Origin of the sequence: Sporobacter termitidis DSM 10068, assembly GCF_900130065.1 — a bacterium.
Classification (GTDB): domain Bacteria; phylum Bacillota; class Clostridia; order Oscillospirales; family Oscillospiraceae; genus Sporobacter; species Sporobacter termitidis.
Window position 1 is genome coordinate 333,164 of record NZ_FQXV01000002.1, and the last position, 20,961, is coordinate 354,124.

Below are 20,961 nucleotides of genomic sequence, written 5' to 3' on the forward strand. Positions count from 1 at the left end.
ATGGCCAAACTGTTCAATCTTAAGGTCCTGACACCGGAAAAGCAGTTTTTTGACGGCGCGGCGGAGTCCCTCACCGTCACCACGACGGACGGCCGGTTTGAGTTTTTGGCCGATCACGTCCCAACGATCATGCCGCTCGTTGTCGGCACGCTCCTTATCAAGGCGCCGGAAGGAACTATAGAAGTCTTCAATTCCGAGGGCTTTCTGGAGGTCCGGCACGACGGTGTCCTGGTTTACATCCAGGCCTGCGAAAAGCCGGATGAGATCAACAAGCAGCGGGCTGAGGACGCACGTCTGCGCGCCGAGGAACACCTGCGGCAGCAGCAAAGCATGCAGGAATACCAGCAGTCAAAGATGGCTCTGGCGCGGGCGATGGCCCGACTCAGCGTCTCAAGGCGAGACGGCTTCGGCGGCGGCAACCCGCCGGTGTAAGAAATTATCATAAACTCAGCAATACCCGGAACTTACCGCGGGGCTCTCCCCCGCTGAAGGTCCCGGGTATTTTAGTTATCCTCATCTGTCTTTTTTTCTTGAACTCTATTTATTTCCAAATTATAATAGCGTAAAAGGGACTTAGAAAGGGGTAAACGTATTGAGCGGTGCCGGTACAGTTATTTACTTACTGCTTCTTGTCGGGCTGGCTTTCATTCCGGCGTATATCGCCTCCGGCAAGGGGTACAGCTTTGGAGGATTTTACGCGTTCGGCTTTTTCTTATTTCTGCCGGCCCTGATTGTCTCATTGGTTCTTGAGGATAAAACGGCAGCCGAGGAGAGAGAAGAAAGCCTGAGAAAAGAAATCAGCAGATTAAGACAAGACATAAATTCTCGGCCCTTTGGTGAAACGAACGGAAAGGACCTTGACCGGGAGCGCATTGATCCGATATGCCGGCAATGCGGGCATCAAAACGAGGCCGGCACGAAGTACTGCACCAAATGCGGCGCTATGCTGGCGCGTATCCAAAAATCTGAAGAAGCAGTTTGTCCAAAATGCCGCGATGAAATAAATGACGGCGATGGATTTTGCGGCAGCTGCGGATGGGATCTGACAAAAAAGGAACCGGGGCCGGTGCTGGTTTCAACCGTCAACGGACAGGTTGTTTGTCCGGAGTGCGGTACGGCGCAGATGTCAAACAGATTGATTTGTTATAAATGCGGCACGAAATTTGAATACCGCTGATTATATCACACCGGGAACACACTGAACGGGGGTGCGAGACGAACACAAAGTTCGTCTCGCACCCCCGCCTTACGGGTTTGTCAATGCTTTATTTCCGGCTCATGCAGTTGTAGAGCATGATGGCCGCCTGGGTACGGGTGGCGGTATCGTTCGGATTGAACTTGCCGTTCTGGTCGCCCTTAATAATCCCGAGGCCCTTGGCAATGGCCGCGTAGCCCGCCAAGCCGGCGGGAATGGTGCCGTCGTCCTTGAAGCCGGGGCTATAAATCCCCTGCAGGTTGGCCACCTCGTTGTAGCCCAGCGCATTGATGAGATATTTGACGAACTCAACGCGCGAGATGAGCTTGGCGGGATTTTTCTCGGCCGGCGTCAGGATGCCCATGGAATAGGCGATGTTGTAAATATCGTCGGTATCGACGGCGCTGATGAGGGGCACGACCTTCCGACCGTTTGTGCTCTCGATGAGGCTCAGCGCGTCCTCCTGCGTCAGTTGGGCGTTGGGCTTGAAGGACCCGCCGGCAAAGCCCACGCCGTAGGAGGCCAGCTTATTGATGATCGAGGCATAGGGGTTGCCGGTAAGATCGTCGTACTTGAGCCCGGTGTCGGCAACGGCGGTCGCCTTTAAGAGCTCGCCCGTGAGGGCGTTGATGCCCCAGACGTTCGTGTCGGCCTTTGTATATGAAAGCAGCAGCCCGCTGGACTGGAGGGATGTGGGAACGCTGACATATTCCAGCGCCACGCCAGCACCCTCCGAAAACTTTGCCGCGGCCGTATCGGCGGAAATCACGCCCTCGGAAGAAGCGAAGGTCACATCGTCGTCATACCAGGTATAGCTGAAGCTCACCACATAGCCTGTGTTGGCGTCCACACCCACGCTGATGTAGTTTTCGGGGAAGGCGATGCCCTCATGCGTGCGCTGGAAGGTATAATACCGCGCGCTGTTCCAGTCCGGCTGCGCTGTGGTGCCTGACAGCACCGTCTCCTTCAGCTCGTCGGGCAGTATCCTGCCGGCGAAGGACCTGGCGGTGGACTCCGTCTGCGCCGCGGTATAATTAAAGGAGGCGGGCGCCTTTCCGTCGGCATAGTAAATGACGTTGCCATTGACGGACAGCAGCTTGCCTGCCTTGGCATCCACGGTGACGATCCGGTATTGGACCGAAGCGTCCTTCGGTGCGTACGTAAACTGCATATTCGCCGTGACATGCGTTACTTTCTTGTCGTCCTGATAGGTATAATAGCCCATAGTCTGCAGCTTGAAATTATCGGTGAGGCCCAGCTCGGGGTACGACCGCACGATTTTTTCCAGCTCGCTCTGAGGCAGGACGCCCTCCAGCTTGTCGATGGAGGCCTGCTCCACTGGGGAGATCGCCGTGGCGGATGCTGCCGGCGCGGCGTCGGCGGTCGCTTTGCTGCTCCCGGAATAAGAGCCCGAGTCGCTCGTATAATCCAGCTTGCTGAGGTCCACGAGCTTGCCGGTGGCGGCGTCTACAACATAATTTCCGTCCGGATTCGGCCGGTACTGCAGCTGCGCGCTGCGTGTGCCGTCGCCCTGCAGAGCATACACCAGCTGCATGTTCAGCTTTCCCTTCAGGGTCTCCGCCGCGGCGGCCTTATCGACAGCGGAAGCCGGATTCGTCACACCGCTGTAATCCCGCCCGTCGTCGCCCCTGTAGTAGCTGACGACCTTCCTTGTCGCCGCGCTGACGCTGACGCTGATGGAAACGGGCGTCTCGACGCCGTGCAGCTTCAGGCTGCCATTCAGATAATACACGGCGCTGCCCGAGTAATCGAGGGCGCTCGTCCCGCTGAGGTCGACGGAGGAAAGCTTCGTATCCAGGACCTTGCCTAAAAACGTGCCCGCGATCGTTTTGGCGTCGTCGATGGTCAGGGTCGGGAATTTCGGGATTCTGCCGTTGGCGGGAGTGCTCACGCCGGCGACGTTGTCGTTGTAGCTGACGATGGTCCCGTTTTCGTTGGCGGAGACGTAAATCTGCTCCTTATCATTGGACCAGTTCAGCGCCCAGAGGCTGGCGGCGCCTGTCTCGTTGAGGTCCCCGTTGAACGAGGTAAAGCTGTCGTCGATGCCGAGCGTGTCCTTCACCTTAAGCGTGATGGCAGTCAAACGCTCCTTTACGGCACTGTCGGACGTGTCGGCGGCCAGGGCGGTGACACCCGTGGAGACAAGCAGCGCCAGGCACAGAACGAACGTGAGAATCTTCTTCATAACGTCATTTCCTTTCTTTGCTTTGTGTATCTGCCCCTTTGACGCAGCCGGCAGGGAAGTTGTTCCATTCTTTTTCATATAAAATAGCGGATGGCCAGTGGCCGTCCGGCTCTAGGGTGGGCGGGCTATTTTCTTTTGGGGATGATTTCGACCCAGTAGCCGTCCGGGTCCTCGATAAAATAGATGCCCATATCGTGGTTTTCAAAGCAGACGCAGTTCATCTCCTTGTGCATTTTCCGTGCCGCCTCGATGTCCTCCACGCACAGGGCCAGGTGTATCTCATTGTCGCCGAGGTTGTAGGGCTCCGTCCTGTCCCTGAGCCATGTGAGCTCCAGCTGGTGGCCCGTCCGCCCGTCGCCCATGAAAACGATGGTAAAGCTGCCGTCCGGCGCCGACATCCGCCGCTCCTCGATAAGTCCCAGCGCCTTTTTATAGAAGGCAACGCTTTTATCGAGGTCCAGAACATTAAAATTGTTGTGCATAAAAGTAAATTCCATAAATTATGCCTCCCGTGTTTTTGCGTCAATTATAGCACACCCACCGGAGGTATTCCATAAATTCCTCTTTTTCATTGTTGACAAACTGCTCATACTGTATATAATGGTTATATACAGTATGAGCAGACGATACACAGGAGGATGAGTTGCCTGAACATCATCATTTCAAATACCGCCGACGTGCCGATCTACCAGCAGATCGTCAATCAGATCAGGGACGCCATATTGCGCGGCGATCTTACGGACGGAGAACCGCTGCCCTCCATCCGCGCGCTGGCCAAAGACCTGCGGATCAGCGTTATCACAACAAAACGGGCTTATGACGACCTGGAGCAGGAGGGTTACATCGTCACCGTGCTTGGCAAGGGCTCTTTTGTGGCCGAGCGCAACGCCGAGCTGCTGCACGAATCCCGGCTGGCCATCGTCGAGGCGAAGCTGGAGGACGCCGTTAATACGGCCGGCGTGCTGGATATTGACCGCGCCGAGGTCTTTCGGCTTCTGGAGCTTTTATATGAGGAGGAAAACGGATGAGTCACGCGCTTGAGGTCAGGGGACTGAAGAAAGAATATAAAAGCTTTTGCCTGGACAGCATCAGCTTTTCTTTGGAGGAAGGCACCATCATGGGCTTTATCGGCCCCAACGGCGCCGGGAAGACGACAACGATCAAAGCCATCCTGAACCAGATTCAAAGAGACGCCGGCGTCATCACGCTCTGGGGAAAGGACAACATCAAGGATGAGGTCGAGCTCAAAAACCGTATCGGCGTGGTACAGGACGAGGGCCATTTTTACGGGCACCTGACGCTGAGGGCCATGAAGAATATGCTCAGGCCTTTTTATAAGAACTGGAATGAGAAGACCTACGGCGATTTTATCCGGGAATTCGGGCTGGACGAGCGCAAAAAGATCTCCGAGCTGTCCAAGGGCATGCGCATGAAATACAGCATCGCGCTGGCGCTGTCCCATGAGGCGGACCTTTTGATCATGGACGAACCCACCTCCGGCCTCGACCCGCTGGTCAGGGAAGAGCTGCTGGAGCTGCTGCAGCGCATGATCCAGGATGAGCACAAATCCGTTTTCTTTTCCACACATATCACTTCTGACCTGGACAAGATCGCCGACTACATCGTTTTTCTGAGTGACGGCAAGCTCGTTTTAAATGAGCAGAAGGACGAGCTGCTCGACCGGCACGCCATCGTCAAGGGTCCGGCGGAGCTGCTTTCTGAGACGGTCCGGCCATATTTCGTGGGCGTCAAGCAGAGTGGCTACGGCTTCGAGGGACTGGCGGGAGACAGGGCGGCCATCCGCCGGGCACTCGGCAGCGGCGCCGTCTTCGAGCGCCCGACCGTAGAAGATATTATGCTGTATTACACCAGGAAGGAGAACGGTCATGCTATACTTAATTAAAAAAGAGCTGACGGCCAACGTCCGGTATCTGCTGTACGGCCTGGGCATCTTTGTCGTCTATATGTTCATCTTTGCCCAGACCAACGCCGCGCTGTTCACAACGTGCCTGATCATCAGCTTTTACACCGTATCCACCACCAATCTTGTGCTCGACGAGCGCTACAAGATCGATCTCCTGCTGACCACGCTGCCGGTCCGGCGGAAGGATATCGTTTTCAGTAAATACCTGCTGATCCTTGTAATATTCGTCCTCAGCTTTCTCGTGTATACGCTGCTGTTCGTCGTCAGCCAAGCGGCCGGCTACGACAAGATCACGGCGCTGACCCCGTTCAGCGCGGCGATGGGCTTTCTGGCGATCAGCGTTTTCAACGGCATCACGCTGCCCCTGGCGTATAAATTCAGTGCCCAAACCACCCGCTTTGTGCCCTTTATCCTCTTCTTCTCCATCTTCTTCCTGGGATCATTCCTGAAAGAACCCGACATATCCGGCGTTACGGCCCTTTTCGGGAATCTCAGCGGCGGCCCTTTCAGCCTGCTTCTGACCGCCGCCGCCCTGCTTGTCAACGCCATATCCTGTTTGATCACGGTACCGATCTACACAAAAAAGGATTTTTAAACGGTAAAATCCTCGGATTTCATGCTGCTGTAGTATCACGCCGTATATACTGATATAAAAATACCATCCGCACAGACGGATGGTATTTCAGTCTATCGATAAAACCCTTTGGGCTTTATCGACAAGGGGATGCATGCAGTGCGCTCAGCCGCGCGCTGCATGAGAAGAGTCACTCCGGAGGCACATGTCCTCCTGCGTGACAAATCGTAAATTTATTTGCCGCTCCGGCGGCAAACTCTGCGAGGCCTTCCCCTCTATATACGGATTTTTCGACAAACTGAAATACCATCCGCACAGGCGGATGGTATTTGCTTTTAACCGCTTATTTTAACCGCGAACTTCAGCCGTTCGCCGACGGCGAGCTCGTCGCAGCGGTTGTTGAATTCGTTTTCGGCGTGGCCCTTGACCCAGTTGAAGGCGACCTCGTGGGTCTCGAGCAAGGGGACGAGCCGCTGCCAGAGGTCGAGGTTTTTTACCTCCCCCTCCTTGCGCCGCCAGCCGCGCTTTTGCCAGGAGGCGAGCCAGCCCTCGTTAATCGCGTTGACAATATACTGAGAATCAGAATACAAGTCGACCTTGCACGGCTCTTTCAGCGCCTCCAGCGCGGCGATGACGCTCATGAGCTCCATGCGGTTGTTCGTCGTCTCAGGATGGCCGCCGGAAAGCTCCTTCGATTTTTCCCCATACTGCAGTATCGCGCCCCAGCCCCCGGGGCCGGGATTGCCGCTGCACGCGCCGTCGGTATAGATGGTGACGTTTTTCATTGCTGTACCAACCTTATTCGCCCCTGCGGCTTATTCTTCTGTTTCGTCCGGGATTGCTTCGGATTCATTATCCTTCTCGCCGATGTCTTCGTCTTTTTCTGTTCTGGCGATGGAGATGACGCGGGCATCCTCGCCGATACGCATGAGCTTGACGCCCTGGGTGGCACGGCTGTAAGTGCTGATGTCGGCGGCCGCCATGCGGATAATCGTGCCGTCGTCGGAGATGATCAGGATATCGTCGCTGTCGTCGACGATCTTGACGTCGGCCACCTTGCCGGTTTTTTCGGTAATGTTATAGTTTTTGAGGCCGAGGCCGCCGCGGTTCTGCGCCTCGCGCTCGGCGCCCTCGCACACGACGCCGCGCAGGTATTCCTCAATCGGCGTGCGCTTGCCGTAACCCTTTTCGGTAACGGTCAGCACGGAGCCGCTGTCGCGGGTGCGCGCCGCGCCGACGCAATAGTCGCCTTTTCTCAGGCGGATGCCCCGGACGCCGGACGCCATACGGCCCATGGGGCGCAGGTCCGTCTCACAGAAGCATATGGCCATGCCGTCGTGAGTAGCGATGAGGATTTTCTGACTGCCGTCCGTCTCGCGGACAGAGATCAGCTCGTCGTCCTCGTCCAGCGTGATGGCGCGGATGCCGACATTCCGGATGTTTTTCAGCGCGGTCATCGCCATACGCTTGACTGTGCCGCCCCGCGTGACCATGACGAAATAAACCTCTTCTTCAAAATCGCGCATGTGGATCATGGCCGAAACCTTTTCACCCACCTGCAGCGGAATGATATTGACGATGTTGGTGCCCTTGGCCTGGCGCCCCGACTCCGGGATCAGGTACCCCTTTTTGCGGTAAGCCCGGCCGAAATTCGTGAAGAACAGGATATAATCGTGGGTCGAGGCGGTGAAGACGGTTTCCACATAGTCCTCTTCCCGGGTCGTCATGGCGGTAATGCCGCGGCCGCCTCGGCGCTGGGCCTTGTAGGTGTTGGCCGGCATGCGCTTGATGTAGCCGGCGTGGGTCAGCGTGTAGACGCACTCTTCCTCGTCGATGAGGTCCTCGATATCGATCTCGTCCTCCACGAGGGCGATTTCGGTGTGCCTGTCGTCGCCGTATTTTTCCCTGATCTCGGTGAGCTCCTCGACAAGGACGGATTTTAACAGCTCTTCATCGGACAGGAGCCGCAGGAAGTAGGCGATCTTCTCCATGAGCTCCTGATATTCGCTCTCGATCTTTTCGCGCTCCAGGCCCTGCAGGCGCCGCAGCTGCATTTCAAGAATGGCCTGCGCCTGGATCTCGGACAGATTGAAGCGCTCCATCAGGCGCTCCCTGGCGTCGTTATAGCTCGTTCGGATGATGCGGATCACTTCGTCGATGTTATCCACCGCGATGCGCAGGCCTTCCAGAATGTGCGCGCGTTCCCGGGCTTTTTTGAGGTCATACTCGGTCCGGCGGCGGATGATCTCCCGCTGGAAGACGATATATTCGTCAAGAATCTGCTTGAGCGTCAGGACCTTGGGCTGCGTCTGGTTATCCACAAGCGCCAGCAGGACGATGGCAAACGTCGTCTGGAACTGGGTGGACGCGTACAGGCGGTTTAAAACGACCTGGGGATTGGCGTCGCGCTTGAGCTCGATGACGACGCGCATGCCGTCGCGGTCGGTCTCGTCTCGGAGGGCGGAAATGCCCTCGATCTTTTTATTTTTCACCTGGTCGGCAATGGACTCGATGAGCCGCGCCTTGTTGACCATGTAGGGCAGCTCGGTGACGATGATGCGCGTGCGGCCCTGGCTGAACTCCTCCAACTCGGTCCTGGCCCGCACGTGGATGCGGCCCCGGCCCGTGGCATAGGCGGCGCGGATGCCGGCCCGGCCCATGATGATGCCCTTTGTGGGGAAATCGGGACCCTTGATATATTCCATGATCTCGTCCAGGTCCGCGTCTTCATTGCGGATAACGCAGATCGTGGCGTCGATGACCTCCCGCAGATTGTGGGGCGGGATATTCGTCGTCATGCCGACGGCAATGCCGGAGGAACCGTTGACGAGGAGGTTCGGGAAGCGGCTGGGCAGCACCCGCGGCTCCTTCCGCTGCTCGTCGAAGTTCGGGTCCCAGTCCACCGTTTCCTTCTCGATGTCGCGCAAAAGCTCGTTGGATATCTTCGACATTCTGGCTTCCGTGTATCGGTAAGCAGCCGGGGGGTCGCCGTCGATGGAACCGAAGTTGCCGTGGCCATCCACAAGGGTATAGCGCATGGAGAAATCCTGCGCCAGCCGAACAAGGGCGTCGTACACCGAAGCGTCGCCGTGGGGATGGTACCGGCCCAGCACGTTACCGACGGCGGTGGCCGACTTTCTGAACGGCTTGTCGTTGGTCAGGTTATCCTCATACATCGAGTAAAGGATACGCCGGTGCACAGGCTTCAGGCCGTCACGCACGTCGGGCAGGGCCCGGCTGACGATGACGGACATGGCGTAGTCGATATACGAGTTCTGCATCTCTTCTTCGAGCGGCGAAACGACGATTTTCTGGTCAGGGAACCGAATGTCCTCCTGGTTATTTTCCTTTCGTGCCATTATATCAAACCTTTCCCGGGAGTAGTGTTACTGGATGTCTTTTTATTTGTCCAGGTTTTGCACATACTTGGCGTTCTTTTCGATAAACTCCTTGCGGGGCTCGACCTTTTCGCCCATCAGGATGGTAAAGATCTCGTCGGCCAGGACGGCGTCGGTCATCTCGACGCGCTTGAGGATGCGTGTTGTGGGGTCCATCGTTGTCTCCCACAGCTCGTGAGGGTCCATCTCGCCGAGACCTTTGTTCCGGCTGATGTCGACCTTGCCTCGCCCGTCCTCGCCGCGCATCTCTGCGGAAATTCTGTCGCGTTCCTCGTCGCTGTAAGCGTACCGGATCGTTTTGCCGCGCACCAGCTTATACAGCGGCGGCTGGGCCGCGTAAACGTAGCCGCCTTCGACCAGGGGGCGCATAAAGCGGAAGAAGAAGGTGAGGAGCAGCGTCCGGATATGGCTGCCGTCCACATCGGCATCGGCCATGATGATGACTTTGTGGTACCGGAGCTTTGATTCGTCAAAATCCTCGCCGATGCCGGCGCCCAGCGCCGTGATGACGGGCGTCAGCTTATCGTTGCCGTAGACCTTGTCGGCCCGCGCTTTTTCCACATTCAGCATCTTTCCCCACAGCGGCAGGATGGCCTGAAAGCGGCTGTCCCGGCCACCCTTGGCGCTGCCTCCGGCCGAATCTCCCTCAACAATGTAGATCTCGGTGAGGGAGGCGTCGCTTTCGTTGCAGTCGGCCAGCTTGCCGGGCAGAGCCATACCCTCCAGCGCGTTTTTGCGCCGGATATTTTCCCGGGCCTTTCGGGCGGCCTCTCTCGCGCGGGAGGCCGTGAGCGCCTTGTCGAGAATCGTCTTGGCAATGATAGGGTTTTTCTCGAGGAATTCCATCAGCTTGTCGGACACGATGTTATCCACAAGGGTGCGTATCTCGCTGTTGCCGAGCTTGGCTTTCGTCTGGCCCTCGAACTGGGCCTCCGTCAGCTTGACGGAAATGACGGCGGTGAGGCCTTCCCGGCAGTCCTCGCCGGAGACCTTGTCGTCGTTTTTGAGGAAATTATTCTTTTTGCCGTAATCGTTGAGCACGCGGGTGAGCGCCGTCTTGAAGCCGGTCTCGTGCATGCCGCCCTCCGGCGTGTGGATGTTGTTGGCAAAGCTCAGCAGAAGCTCGTTGTAGCTGTCGTTATACTGAAGAGCGACCTCCGCCATAGAATCGTCCCTGGTGCCGGAAAAATAAATGACTTCCGGATGCAGCGGCTCCTTGTTTCTGTTGATGTAGGTCACAAACTCGCGGATACCGCCCTCATAGCACATCTCGTCCCTGGCCTCGCAGCCGGGGCGCTCGTCGACGGTGCGTATTCTCAGGCCGGCATTTAGAAAGGCCTGTTCGCGCATGCGCGTCAGAAGGGTATCATAGTTGAAACCGAGCTCGTCAAAAATCTGGCTGTCCGGCTTGAAGGTGACCGTCGTACCGGTTTTGTCGGTTTGGCCGACAACGGTCAGGTGCTGCGTGATATCGCCGCGGCAGAATCTCATTTCATAGATGTTTCCGTTCAGGTGCACCTGCACGGTCAGCCATTCGGAGAGCGCGTTCACGACGGACGCGCCGACGCCGTGCAGGCCGCCGGAGACCTTATAGCCGCCGCCGCCGAACTTGCCGCCGGCGTGCAGGACCGTAAAGACGACCTCCAGCGCGCTTTTTCCCGTCTGCTCCTGGATATCCACCGGGATGCCGCGGCCGTTGTCGACGACCGTAATGACGTCGCCCTCCCCGATGATGACGGAAATATCGGTGCAGAAGCCCGCCAGGGCCTCGTCGATGGAGTTATCCACAATTTCGTAGACAAGATGATGAAGTCCCGATACGGACGTCGAGCCGATGTACATACCCGGCCGCTTGCGGACGGCTTCCAGCCCCTCAAGCACCTGGATCTGCGAGGCGTCGTATTCATGGGTCACTTTGTTTTTCATATCGGACATGGAACTATCTCCTTCGCTCGTATTGCGCTTATTGCCGCGGCACCGTTATTCAAAACGCATCGTTTCGCTGCGTTTGAGAAGCGTTGACGACGCCAGCTGCGACAGGTATATTTTCATCTGACCGTCGTCCGAGCAGACGATAAACGATTTCGGCAGGTCGTCGGAAATGTTGACGATTTGACCCGCTTTTTCGGCATTTTTTAAAAACGTGCGGGTGATTTGCGAGCCTGTGGTGTTGTCCAGGTCGAAAATGCCGAGCACAGACTTTATCGGCACGACAACGTCCTGGCCAAGATGCAGATACATCGCGTTTTCCTCCTTCGCGCAGCAAGCTGCGTTTAAGCCGTTCATGCGCCGGGATATCAAAGTAATTGTAGCCAAAAACGGACCTGATCTATAAAAACAGCGCCGAAAAACCCGGCCGTGCCGGTTTCAGGCAAGCCTGCCGCCGTCAATGTGCAAAACTTTTCCGCCGGTGCGGGACTTGAGGCGTCCGTCCTCACAGCAGGTGATGAATACCTGCCCTTCGCCGATTTTATTCAAAACGAAGTTTTGCCGGGTCATATCCAGCTCCGATAAAACGTCGTCCAGAAGGAGCAGGGGGTATTCCCCGCCGTCGTCATAGTGGATTTCCCTCTCGGCAAGCTTGACGGAGAGGGCCGCCGTCCTGGCCTGCCCCTGGGAGGCAAAGCTCCTGGCGGGTATGCCGTCGATGTCGATCTCCAGATCGTCCTTGTGGGCCCCTGACAGGCATGTGCCCGTTTCCAGCTCGGCGCGGCGGTGGTCCCGGAGATGCTCCTGGAGATGCGGCAGAAGCTCCGCCGGTTTTTTTCGCGGATCGGGGATCGTTTTGACCGTTTTGTAAGTCAGTGTCAGGTTTTCCCTGCCGCCGGAGAACTCCCTGTGTATTTTCGAGGCCTTTTCAGAGAGCAGAGCAGCGTATGCTGCTCTGTAGTATATAAGCTCCGCACCGGTTTGGGCCAGGCGCAGGTCAAAATCGTCCAGGGTGTAGAGTAAAGACGGCTTCTCATGGTGATCCCGCAATATGCGCGTTTTGTGTTCCAGGAGCCTGTTATTTTCCGTCAGTGCGGCGGCGTAGCGGGGACGCAGCTGGCACAGGCAGCTGTCCATGAGCCGGCGCCGTACGGCCGCCCCCTCCCGGACCATCTGCAAGTCGTCGGGGCAAAACAGCACGGCCCGCAGCCGCCCGCAGAGCTCGCCCGCGGTCCGGAGCTTTACGTCGTTTGCCAGAAGCTGGCGCCGCTTTTGCCGGAAGAGGTACGCTTCGAGCTTTTGTTCGCGGCCGCCGGCGGAGATATCAGCGCGGATATAGGCCGCGTCGCTGTCAAAGCTGATCAGCTCCCGGTCACTTTTCGCCCGGAAGGACCGCCCGGCGGACATAAAATAAACAGCTTCAAGGAGATTTGTCTTTCCCTGGGCGTTGTCTCCGATGATGACGTTTACCTTATCGGTAAATTCGGTTTCAAATTCCGAATAGTTGCGGAAATTTCTAAGCGTTATCTGCCTGACGTTCATTCAAGCGTTTCCTTGCCGGCAGCGACGATTTTCAGGGCGGTGCCTTCAACAGACACCACATCGCCCGGCCGGATTTTCTTCCCCCGCTGTGTGCAGACCTCGTTATTGACAGTGACGAGGCCGTCTTGAATCAAAAGCTTTGCCTCGCCGCCCGTCTGTGTGACGGCGGCGAATTTTAAAAGTGCGTCCAGCCGGATGAACTCGCTGTCGATGGCAATCGGCTTCGGGCTTTTATCGCCGGCCTTCCGAACCTTAACCTTCATTGGCCTTCAGGCGGACCGGCAGGATCATATATAGAAAATTGCTGCTCCCGTCGGCGGGGATGATAACACACGGGGAAATGCCGGAGGTGATCTTGATCCGGACCTGGTCGGCCGGGGCAGCCTTCAGCGCCTCCAGCAGGTATTTATCGTTGAAACCGATTTCGAGCTCCTCGCCGTCGCCCTTTACCGGGCACTCGTCGCTGGCCCTGCCCAGGGCCGTGCTGGACAGAATTTTGATAACGCCGTCGGAGAATGTGCAGCGGACGGGACTCTTCAGCTTGTCGTTAATGATGAGAGATACGCGCTCCACTGCATCGACAAAAGCGCGCCGGTCCACCTCAATGGTATATTTTTCAGTATGCGGGATCGAATTTTTATAATTGAGGAATTCACCCTCAAGCCGCCGCGAAATGAGTATTGTACCGCCAATGACGAACATGATATGCTTGGAGCCCAGCGTGATCGAAACGGGATTCTCCGCGTCCGACACGATTTTTTCCACCTCGCCGAGGGCCGAGCCGGGGACGACGAAGCTGAGCATCGACCCGTCGAAATTTTCAAGCTGCTCCCGGCGTAGGGCCAGGCGGTATCCGTCCACGGCCACAATTGTCAGCTGGCCTTTTTCCGCCTCAAAGAGCGCCCCGGTGTGAATCGGCCGCGATTCGTTGTCGCTGACGGCGAAATTTGTCTGGGCGATCATACTTTTGAGGTTTTTTTCAGAGATTGTAATCGTCCGCTGATAATCGACGACCGGCAGATCGGGATAATCGGCCGAGGGCGTGCCCAGAATCTGAAATTCGCTCATGCCGCATTCGATTTTCGTCATCAGGCTCTCGTCCGCCGCCATCGAGACGATGTTATCCGGAAGCTTTCGGATGATTTCCCCAAACAACCGGGCGCTGAGCACAATGGCCCCCTCGCTCGTGACGTCCGCAGGGACAGAGGTAATGATCCCTGTTTTCAAATCGTAACCGGAGATTTTAACGTTGTTTCCGGCAGCTTCGACAAGAAGACCTTCCAGAGCCGGCACCGCGCTTTTTGCGGCGGAAGCGCGCGACGCCGTTGTGATCGCGGCCTGCAGCAGGTTCTTTTCTACCGTAAATTTCATCGTTCTCTTTTCCTTTCTCCGCTTGTCAGAAAAATAAGGCATGAATGACAGACAGAAAGAATATATATATATTTTCAGTAACAGAAGCAGTAGTACGAGAAATTGTGGGAAACGTGAAATATTGCTGAAATTTCAGGATTTCCCGGCGCGTGGGAAATGTGGAAAAACTTTCGGTTTTTGTCCACATCCGCGCGCCCTCGACGGTTATACACAAAAGTTCACACGATAACCACGGACAATGTGGAAAATCAGCTTCTGGAATTGATGTTCGCGGTGATATCCTTGATGGTTTGATTGAACGGCGCGGAAGACTTGAGTTCGCTTTCGATCCGGCGGATCGACGACAGGACCGTCGTATGGTCACGCCCCTCGTACAGGTCGCCGATATCCTTTAAAGAAAGATTTGTAAGCTTTCTGATAAGATACATGGATATCTGCCGCGCCAGTGCGGTATTGCGTGTTCTTCTCTGGCCCTTCAGGTCGTCCGAGGTGAGAGAGTAATATTTTGCCGTCTCGTCGATAATAAGGTCGGAGGTTGGCGTAAATTCTGTTTTCTCCTTGAACATGTCTTTAATGGCCTTCGACACAGAGGAAACCGTAATGCTGTCGTTCATCAGGTCGCGGTATGCCATGACCTTTTTGACGGCGCCCTCGATCTGACGGACGTTGGAGGTCATATTTTCGGCGATGTAATTTGAGACGTCGTCCGGCAGAAACAAGCCCAGCTGCTGGGCTTTGTTTTTGATGATGGCCATACGCGTTTCGTAATCGGGCGGCTGAATATCGGCCAAAAGCCCGGATTCAAAGCGCGTTTTCAGGCGGTCTTCAAGCCGCATCATTTCATTGGGCGGCCGGTCCGAGGTGAAGACAATCTGGCGGTTGGCCTCGTACAGCGTGTTGAAGGTGTGGAAAAATTCCTCCTGCGTCTGGATTTTTCCCGCGATGAACTGAATGTCGTCCATAAGAAAAAGGTCGGCCACGCGGTATTTTTCGCGGAACTCGACGTTTTTGCCCACCTGAATGGCATGGATCAGCTCGTTTGTAAAATCATCGCCCTTGACATAAACGATATTGTACTCCGGATGCTTTTCGGACACGGCGTGCCGGATGGCGTGCAAAAGATGCGTCTTGCCCAGGCCGGAATCTCCGTATATAAAAAGAGGATTGAAGTTTTTGATCTGTCCTTCGGCCACGGCCTTGGCCGCCGCGTGAGCGAATTTATTCGAATTGCCGACGACAAAGCGCTCAAAGGTGTATTCCTCCTCCGCCGGGTCATGGCCTGAGGCGCCCTTGGGCTTGAATGAGTCGAATTCTCCCTCACCGAGGACGAGTACGTCGAAATCGCCCGAAAATATTTCCCGGAGCGCGTTTTTCAGCGAGCCGAGAAAGCGGCCTTCAATGACATCCTTTTTAAAATTTGAGGGCGTGTAGATGACGAGTCTGTTGTCGGTGATCTCCACGGCCTTGCAATCGTCGAACCAGGTTGTGATCGCCGTGGTCGTCAGTTCGCTCCCTAGAATCTTAAGCACCTTATTCCAGACATCGGAAGCTGAATTCATTAATCTTCCATCCTTTCGGAGAATCGTAAAAAAGAAAAACGGTCCCTTTCAGCTGACCGCTGCGAAAAATAAGCGCCGGTTCATCCGAAGCTGAATAACCCAAAACAGCAGGAACACATACAGCCGCTCCTTCTTATAGTATCAAAAAATGACCACAAAAGCAAGCGTTTTACTCTGTATACAATTAATAAAGGAAACGTCGGACTCCGGAGAATCGTAAAAAAAGAAAGCGGGGGCTTTCCCCCCGCTTTCCTGATATATCATTGAGATTTACTGCTTTATGCTGTTCAGCTTCGTTGTCAGGCTGCTTTTTTTATGCGCTGCGTTATTCTTATGAATAAGGCCCTTGGTTGCCGCTTGATCCACAGTCTTTACAGCAACTTTATAGGCGCTTTCGGCTGCTTCCTGGTTACCCTCGGACACCGCCGTATCAAATTTCTTCAGGCTTGTTTTGAGCTCTGACTTGGCCGCCTTGTTTCTGGCGTTGCGCTCCTTGGCGACGAGTACTCTCTTTTCAGCAGACTTAATATTGGGCATATTTCTTAGCCACCTCCTCCTATAACGTCACAAGCTGTGTCAGTTGTGCGGATTACGATTGTACCATATCAATTTATAATAATCAAGTACATTCCTATATATTTTAGCATAGTACCGGCTATTTTGCAGAAAATAATTTCAAAATGCCGGGAGGAATAACAATTATGTGGACAAAACGTACCGACCTTGCCGTGGAGGCAAAGGAGATCTGGAAAGAGAGTGCCGAAAAAACGACGGAGCTCAAGGGTGTTAAATCGCGGGATACGGAGGATAACGGCTTTAAGATAACGACGGTAGAGATTTTGGACGACGAGGGCGCCCAGGCCCTTAACAAGCCCGTCGGCACATATATCACTATGGAAATCGACAAGCTGGTGCGCCGGGAAGACAATGCTTTTACCTTGGGCGCGGAAACGCTGGGTCGCCAGATCGCCGAGATTATGAAGCTGGGGGACGGCGACAGTGTTCTTGTCGTCGGCCTTGGCAACGACGCTATCACGCCGGATGCCATTGGTCCGCAAACGGCGAAAAACACCATGGTAACGCGTCATCTCGTTGAGAAGATGCCTGAGGAGTTCGGCTCCGTGCGCCGCGTTTCCGTGCTGGTGTCCGGTGTGTTGGGGACGACCGGTATCGAAAGCGCCGAGTTCATTAAGGCTGTGGCGGAAAGACTGAAGCCCAACCAGGTGATCGTGGTGGACGCTTTGGCGTCCCGCAAGCTGGCGCGTGTGTGCCGCACCGTCCAGCTGGCCGATACGGGGATTGTCCCGGGCTCCGGCGTCGGCAACAGCCGCGCGGCTATCAGCAAAGAGACGCTTGGCGTCCCGGTAACGGCCATAGGCGTCCCCACTGTGGTAGACGCCGGTACTCTGGCGGCGGATCTTGCCGAGCAGGCCGGCGCGAAGGACTTAAATCCGGAGGACCTGTCGCAGTTCGGAGGCTCCATGATCGTTACGCCTAAGGAGATAGACAATAACGTCAGCGATATTTCAAAGCTTATCGGTTACGGCATCAATCTCGCCCTGCACAAGGATCTGGAGATCGAGGACATCAACATGTTCCTGAGTTGATACCTTATTAATTAGTAGAGTCTGATTTTATAAGGTAGCGATCTAAATCGATAAAATGTTTCACGTGAAACTTTGCCGAAAATTTCACGCTGTTGTGCTGCGCGGACAAAAGCATAAGATTTATTTCTGGAATATTATTTACTTTTTTCCTTGAAAACAACTTCCAGTATGCTATAATTGATGAAGCAATCAGCCAGCGGAGGTGAAACATGGGAAAAACAATCGCTGTTGCCAATCAAAAAGGCGGCGTTGGAAAAACGACAACATGCGTGAATCTCTGCTGTGCTCTTAAGGAAGCCGGTGCAAAGGTTCTGCTGTGCGATATAGACCCTCAGGGAAACTGCACATCCGGCATGGGTATTGATAAAAATACGGCGTCGCCGAATCTGTACAATGTGTTGGTCGACGGTGTCAATGCAGAAAAGGCCGTCGTCGGCACAAAGTACGGCGACGTCCTGCCGTCCAACGCGATACTGTCCGGCGCGGGCATCGAGCTCGTCAATGCGGATAAACGGGAGTTTGTACTGAAAAATGCTTTAGCGGACATGAAGCAGAAGTACGATTACATATTTATAGACTGTCCGCCGTCATTGGAGATGCTGACATTGAATGCGCTGTGCGCCGCGGATGCCGTCATGATCCCCGTACAGTGTGAGTATTTCGCGCTGGAAGGATTGACGGATCTCATTTCGACAATTCGGATGACGAAAAAGGCCCTCAATCCAGCATTGGAAATCGAAGGCGTCCTTATGACGATGTACGACGCGCGCACAAATTTTTCGATGCAGGTTGCGGAGGAAGTTAAAAAGTTTTTTAAAAATAAGGTCTATAATGTCGTCATTCCGCGCAACGTCCGAATTTCCGAAGCGCCAAGCCACGGCATCCCTGTTCTGGTGTATGACCGGACCTCCCGCGGTGCCGTGACGTATATGGAGTTGGCAAAAGAATTTATGCGGCGAAACAGGCCGGTACCTGTGCGGTAGCCAGGCGTAAAGAACCATAAGGAGAGAATAATATGGCGGAAAAGGGACTTGGAACGGGTCTCGGCGCGCTTTTCGGGGATGCGGTATTCGACGCGATTCCCAACGATTTTGTTTACTTGCCCATTGCGAAGGTGGAACCGCGCAGTGACCAGCCCAGAAATATATTTGATGAGGAAGGACTTGGCGAGCTTGCCGAGTCCATCAGAGAGCACGGCGTCCTTCAGCCGCTGACCGTCAGGAGTATCGGCAGCGGCTATTATCAGATCATTGCCGGCGAACGCCGCTGGCGTGCGTCCAGGCTGGCGGGTCTCAGCGAGGTTCCGGCCCGCATTATTGACGCCGACGACAAAAAGGCCACGGAGCTGGCAATGGTCGAAAACCTCCAGCGAGAAAACCTGAACCCCGTGGAGGAGGCGACGGGCTATAAAAAGCTCATGTCGGATTATGGTATGACACAGGAGGAGGTTGCCCGCCGCGTCAGCAAATCGCGGCCCGTGGTGGCAAATGCCCTGAGGCTTTTGTCCCTGCCGCCGAATCTCCTGAAAAAGCTGGAGTCCGGCGAGCTGTCGGTGGGATCGGCCAGGACGCTTTTATCGCTGGACAGCGAAGCGCAGATGCAGGCTGCGGCGCTTAAGATTGCGGAGAACAACATGACCGTCCGCGATGCGGAGAAGCTGGTCAAGACCATAAAAAAAGAAAAGCCGGAGCGCGACCAGGCCGGCAATGACGGCGTCATCGTCAATTATGTTGAAGAACTTGAGAACAGGCTGACTAAAACCCTTGGCCGCCGCGTTAAAATAGTAGAAGGAAAACATAAGGGACGATTTGAAATCGAATACTATGACCGGGAAGACTTCGAACGGCTTTTTGAATTGCTGTCCTCTCTTCAGGCCTGAAACGGGAAGTGGACAAAATGGTAAAAAGATCAGACGGGCTGGCGGAGGCGTTGAGCGAGATGCCGCCGGAACCTGCCGCGCAGGACAAGGCCAGGACGGAGAAGTCAAAAAAATCCGTCTACGTCTATATCGCCGCGCTTTTTCTTGTGGTGGTACTGTTCACGCTGCTGTCGTATTTCATGCAGCAGCGCAACAATTCGGAAATAAGCTCGCTGAACGAAAAAAACGCCTCGGCGCAGCTGAATATTGAGAATCTGCAGAGTACGAACCTGCAGCTGAAATCTGAAAGCGATACCGACAAGAAGCAGATTTCCGATCTTCAGTCGCAGGTGGACGACCTGGAAAAACAGATCGAGGATATCAAGCAGCAATGGCAAAACGACGTGCAGAGCGTGAAGGACGCCGACCAGGCGGCCTATAACGACCTGCAGGCGAAATATAACGAGCTTGTTGAAAAGAGCGGGAGCAAGGGGAAGACGCATGGTTGACATTAAATTGATCAGAGAAAATCCTGAGGAAATTAAGGCAAGATTCCTCAACAAGGAAATTAATTGTAATGCTGCGGTGGACAGGATAATGACGCTGGACGGCCTGCGGCGCGAGCTGATCTCCAAAACGGACAACGGCAAGGCCGAGCAGAACAGGATATCCAAGCAGATTCCGCAGCTGAAAAAAGAAGGCGCGGACACAACCGCGCTGTTTTCACAGATGAATGAGCTGAAAGAGTCCATCAAGGCGGCTGAGGCAAAGCTGAAGGAGGTAGAGAGCGAGTACAACACGCTGATGCTCGGTCTCCCGAATCTGCCCGACGGCGATCTTGAGCCGGGCGGGAAGGAGAACAACAAGCCGATCCGGTATTTTGGGGAGCCCCACGTTTTCGACTTTCAACCGCAAAATCATGTGGACCTTTGTACAAATCTCGGGCTTATCGACTACGTGCGGGGCGTCAAGCTCTCCGGCAGCGGCTTCTGGATCTATCGCGGCATGGGCGCCCGGCTAGAGTGGGCGCTCCTCAATTATTTTATAGACACGCATTTGGGCGATGGTTATGAGCTGGTGCTGGTGCCGCACATGCTGGGCTATGAGTGCGGCCTGACGGCCGGGCAATTCCCAAAGTTTGAGGAGGACGTTTTCTGGCTGGACAGCAGCGAGGACGAACGGCGGCGCTTCATGCTGCCGACGGCGGAGACAGCGCTCGTCTCTCTCCACCGGGACGAAATTCTTGCCGAAGCGGACCTGCCCCGGAAATACATCTCCTACACGCCCTGCTTCCGGCGCGAAGCCGGCTCCTACAGGGCCGATGAGCGCGGCATGGTGCGCGGCCATCAGTTCAATAAGGTTGAAATGGTGCAGTACACAAAGCCTGAGGATTCCGACGCGGCCTTTGAAGAGCTCGTCGGAAAGGCGGAGGCTCTCGTTAAGGGACTCGGTTTCCACTTCAGGACCGTCAAGCTGGCGGCCGGCGACTGCTCGGCTTCTATGGCGCGCACGTATGATATCGAGATTCAAATTCCCTCCATGCAGGGTTATAAGGAAGTTTCCTCCGTCTCAAACGCCCGGGAGTATCAGGCCCGGCGCGGCATGATCCGCTTTAAGCGCGAGGTCACGGGCAAAACGGAATTTGTCCACACACTAAACGGCTCAGGCCTTGCCACCAGCCGCATTCTGCCGGCCCTCGTCGAACAGAATCAGCAGAAGGACGGCAGCGTCGTGATCCCCGAGGTGCTGCGAAAGTATTTGGGCGGCATGGAAATCATCCGGCCTCAGTGTAAATAGT

General features: G+C 55.3%; 21 protein-coding genes. 10 read left to right on the top strand and 11 right to left on the bottom strand.

The features are described 5' to 3' along the window. The gene (gene atpC, locus BUB60_RS05060; RefSeq protein ID WP_073076562.1) at positions 1-432 is read left to right on the top strand and encodes an ATP synthase F1 subunit epsilon; all 432 of its coding nucleotides are present in this window, start codon (positions 1-3) and stop codon (positions 430-432) included. 307 nt (positions 433-739) lie between these two features. Next, a complete protein-coding gene (locus BUB60_RS05065; RefSeq protein ID WP_159435344.1) occupies positions 740-1,177 on the top strand; it encodes a zinc ribbon domain-containing protein in 438 nt (145 codons plus the stop codon). An 88-nt stretch (positions 1,178-1,265) separates the two neighbouring features. On the opposite strand, the gene BUB60_RS05070 is transcribed toward BUB60_RS05065, so the two are convergent. Both BUB60_RS05070 and BUB60_RS05075 read right to left on the bottom strand, forming a co-directional pair. Beyond that, the gene (locus tag BUB60_RS05070; RefSeq protein WP_073076564.1) at positions 1,266-3,401 is read right to left on the bottom strand and encodes an S-layer homology domain-containing protein; all 2,136 of its coding nucleotides are present in this window, start codon (positions 3,399-3,401) and stop codon (positions 1,266-1,268) included. Between the two features lie 125 nt (positions 3,402-3,526). Beyond that, on the bottom strand, positions 3,527-3,898 hold the full coding sequence (locus tag BUB60_RS05075; RefSeq protein ID WP_073076565.1) for a VOC family protein: 372 nt from the start codon (positions 3,896-3,898) through the stop codon (positions 3,527-3,529). Between the two features lie 141 nt (positions 3,899-4,039). On the opposite strand from BUB60_RS05075, the gene BUB60_RS05080 reads away from it, so the two are divergent. From BUB60_RS05080 to BUB60_RS05090, 3 genes are read left to right on the top strand one after another with little or no spacing between them, the layout of a single operon-like run. Continuing rightward, positions 4,040-4,429, top strand: a complete 390-nt coding sequence (locus tag BUB60_RS05080; protein ID WP_479725496.1) for a GntR family transcriptional regulator — start codon at positions 4,040-4,042, stop codon at positions 4,427-4,429. Next, a complete protein-coding gene (locus BUB60_RS05085; RefSeq protein ID WP_073076566.1) occupies positions 4,426-5,304 on the top strand; it encodes an ABC transporter ATP-binding protein in 879 nt (292 codons plus the stop codon). The genes BUB60_RS05080 and BUB60_RS05085 overlap by 4 nt, the downstream gene beginning before the upstream one ends. Continuing rightward, positions 5,288-5,920 (top strand): ABC-2 transporter permease, encoded by a 633-nt coding sequence (locus BUB60_RS05090; protein ID WP_073076567.1) that lies wholly within the window; start codon positions 5,288-5,290, stop codon positions 5,918-5,920. The genes BUB60_RS05085 and BUB60_RS05090 overlap by 17 nt, the downstream gene beginning before the upstream one ends. Before the next feature lie 314 nt (positions 5,921-6,234). Here the strand turns inward: BUB60_RS05090 and rnhA are convergent, their stop codons facing one another. The 9 genes from rnhA to rpsT all read right to left on the bottom strand — a co-directional run bounded on the left by rnhA (position 6,235) and on the right by rpsT (position 16,235). Next, positions 6,235-6,684, bottom strand: coding sequence for a ribonuclease HI (gene rnhA, locus BUB60_RS05095; RefSeq protein WP_073076568.1), 450 nt, complete (start codon positions 6,682-6,684; stop codon positions 6,235-6,237). A 30-nt stretch (positions 6,685-6,714) separates the two neighbouring features. After that, complete coding sequence (gene gyrA, locus BUB60_RS05100) at positions 6,715-9,258, bottom strand: DNA gyrase subunit A (RefSeq protein WP_073076569.1); 2,544 nt, start codon at positions 9,256-9,258, stop codon at positions 6,715-6,717. A 42-nt stretch (positions 9,259-9,300) separates the two neighbouring features. After that, the gene (gene gyrB / locus BUB60_RS05105) at positions 9,301-11,232 is read right to left on the bottom strand and encodes a DNA topoisomerase (ATP-hydrolyzing) subunit B (protein WP_073076570.1); all 1,932 of its coding nucleotides are present in this window, start codon (positions 11,230-11,232) and stop codon (positions 9,301-9,303) included. Positions 11,233-11,277: 45 nt separating this feature from the next. After that, positions 11,278-11,538, bottom strand: coding sequence for an extracellular matrix regulator RemB (gene remB / locus BUB60_RS05110; RefSeq protein ID WP_073076571.1), 261 nt, complete (start codon positions 11,536-11,538; stop codon positions 11,278-11,280). Positions 11,539-11,664: 126 nt separating this feature from the next. Then, a complete protein-coding gene (gene recF, locus BUB60_RS05115) occupies positions 11,665-12,768 on the bottom strand; it encodes a DNA replication/repair protein RecF (RefSeq protein ID WP_073076572.1) in 1,104 nt (367 codons plus the stop codon). Then, positions 12,765-13,031, bottom strand: a complete 267-nt coding sequence (locus BUB60_RS05120; RefSeq protein WP_073076573.1) for an RNA-binding S4 domain-containing protein — start codon at positions 13,029-13,031, stop codon at positions 12,765-12,767. Before BUB60_RS05120 ends, recF begins: the two co-directional genes overlap by 4 nt. After that, positions 13,021-14,139: a DNA polymerase III subunit beta gene (dnaN, locus tag BUB60_RS05125; protein ID WP_073076574.1), complete on the bottom strand. Its 1,119-nt coding sequence runs from the start codon at positions 14,137-14,139 to the stop codon at positions 13,021-13,023. The genes BUB60_RS05120 and dnaN overlap by 11 nt, the downstream gene beginning before the upstream one ends. 248 nt (positions 14,140-14,387) lie before the next feature. Further along, a complete protein-coding gene (gene dnaA / locus BUB60_RS05130; protein ID WP_073076575.1) occupies positions 14,388-15,698 on the bottom strand; it encodes a chromosomal replication initiator protein DnaA in 1,311 nt (436 codons plus the stop codon). 270 nt (positions 15,699-15,968) lie between these two features. Beyond that, positions 15,969-16,235 carry a 30S ribosomal protein S20 gene (rpsT, locus tag BUB60_RS05135; protein ID WP_073076576.1) on the bottom strand — a complete coding sequence of 89 codons (267 nt, stop codon included), beginning with the start codon at positions 16,233-16,235 and terminating at the stop codon, positions 15,969-15,971. 164 nt (positions 16,236-16,399) lie between these two features. Between rpsT and gpr the strand changes: the two genes are divergently transcribed. From gpr to serS, 5 genes are all read left to right on the top strand, one after another. After that, positions 16,400-17,305, top strand: coding sequence for a GPR endopeptidase (gpr, locus tag BUB60_RS05140; protein WP_073076577.1), 906 nt, complete (start codon positions 16,400-16,402; stop codon positions 17,303-17,305). 209 nt (positions 17,306-17,514) lie between these two features. Then, complete coding sequence (locus BUB60_RS05145; protein ID WP_073076578.1) at positions 17,515-18,288, top strand: ParA family protein; 774 nt, start codon at positions 17,515-17,517, stop codon at positions 18,286-18,288. A gap of 32 nt (positions 18,289-18,320) precedes the next feature. Further along, positions 18,321-19,184 carry a ParB/RepB/Spo0J family partition protein gene (locus tag BUB60_RS05150; RefSeq protein ID WP_073076579.1) on the top strand — a complete coding sequence of 288 codons (864 nt, stop codon included), beginning with the start codon at positions 18,321-18,323 and terminating at the stop codon, positions 19,182-19,184. Between the two features lie 17 nt (positions 19,185-19,201). Next, the gene (locus BUB60_RS05155; RefSeq protein ID WP_073076580.1) at positions 19,202-19,672 is read left to right on the top strand and encodes a hypothetical protein; all 471 of its coding nucleotides are present in this window, start codon (positions 19,202-19,204) and stop codon (positions 19,670-19,672) included. Next, positions 19,665-20,960, top strand: a complete 1,296-nt coding sequence (gene serS / locus BUB60_RS05160; RefSeq protein WP_073076581.1) for a serine--tRNA ligase — start codon at positions 19,665-19,667, stop codon at positions 20,958-20,960. Before BUB60_RS05155 ends, serS begins: the two co-directional genes overlap by 8 nt. Position 20,961 lies beyond the last annotated feature (1 nt).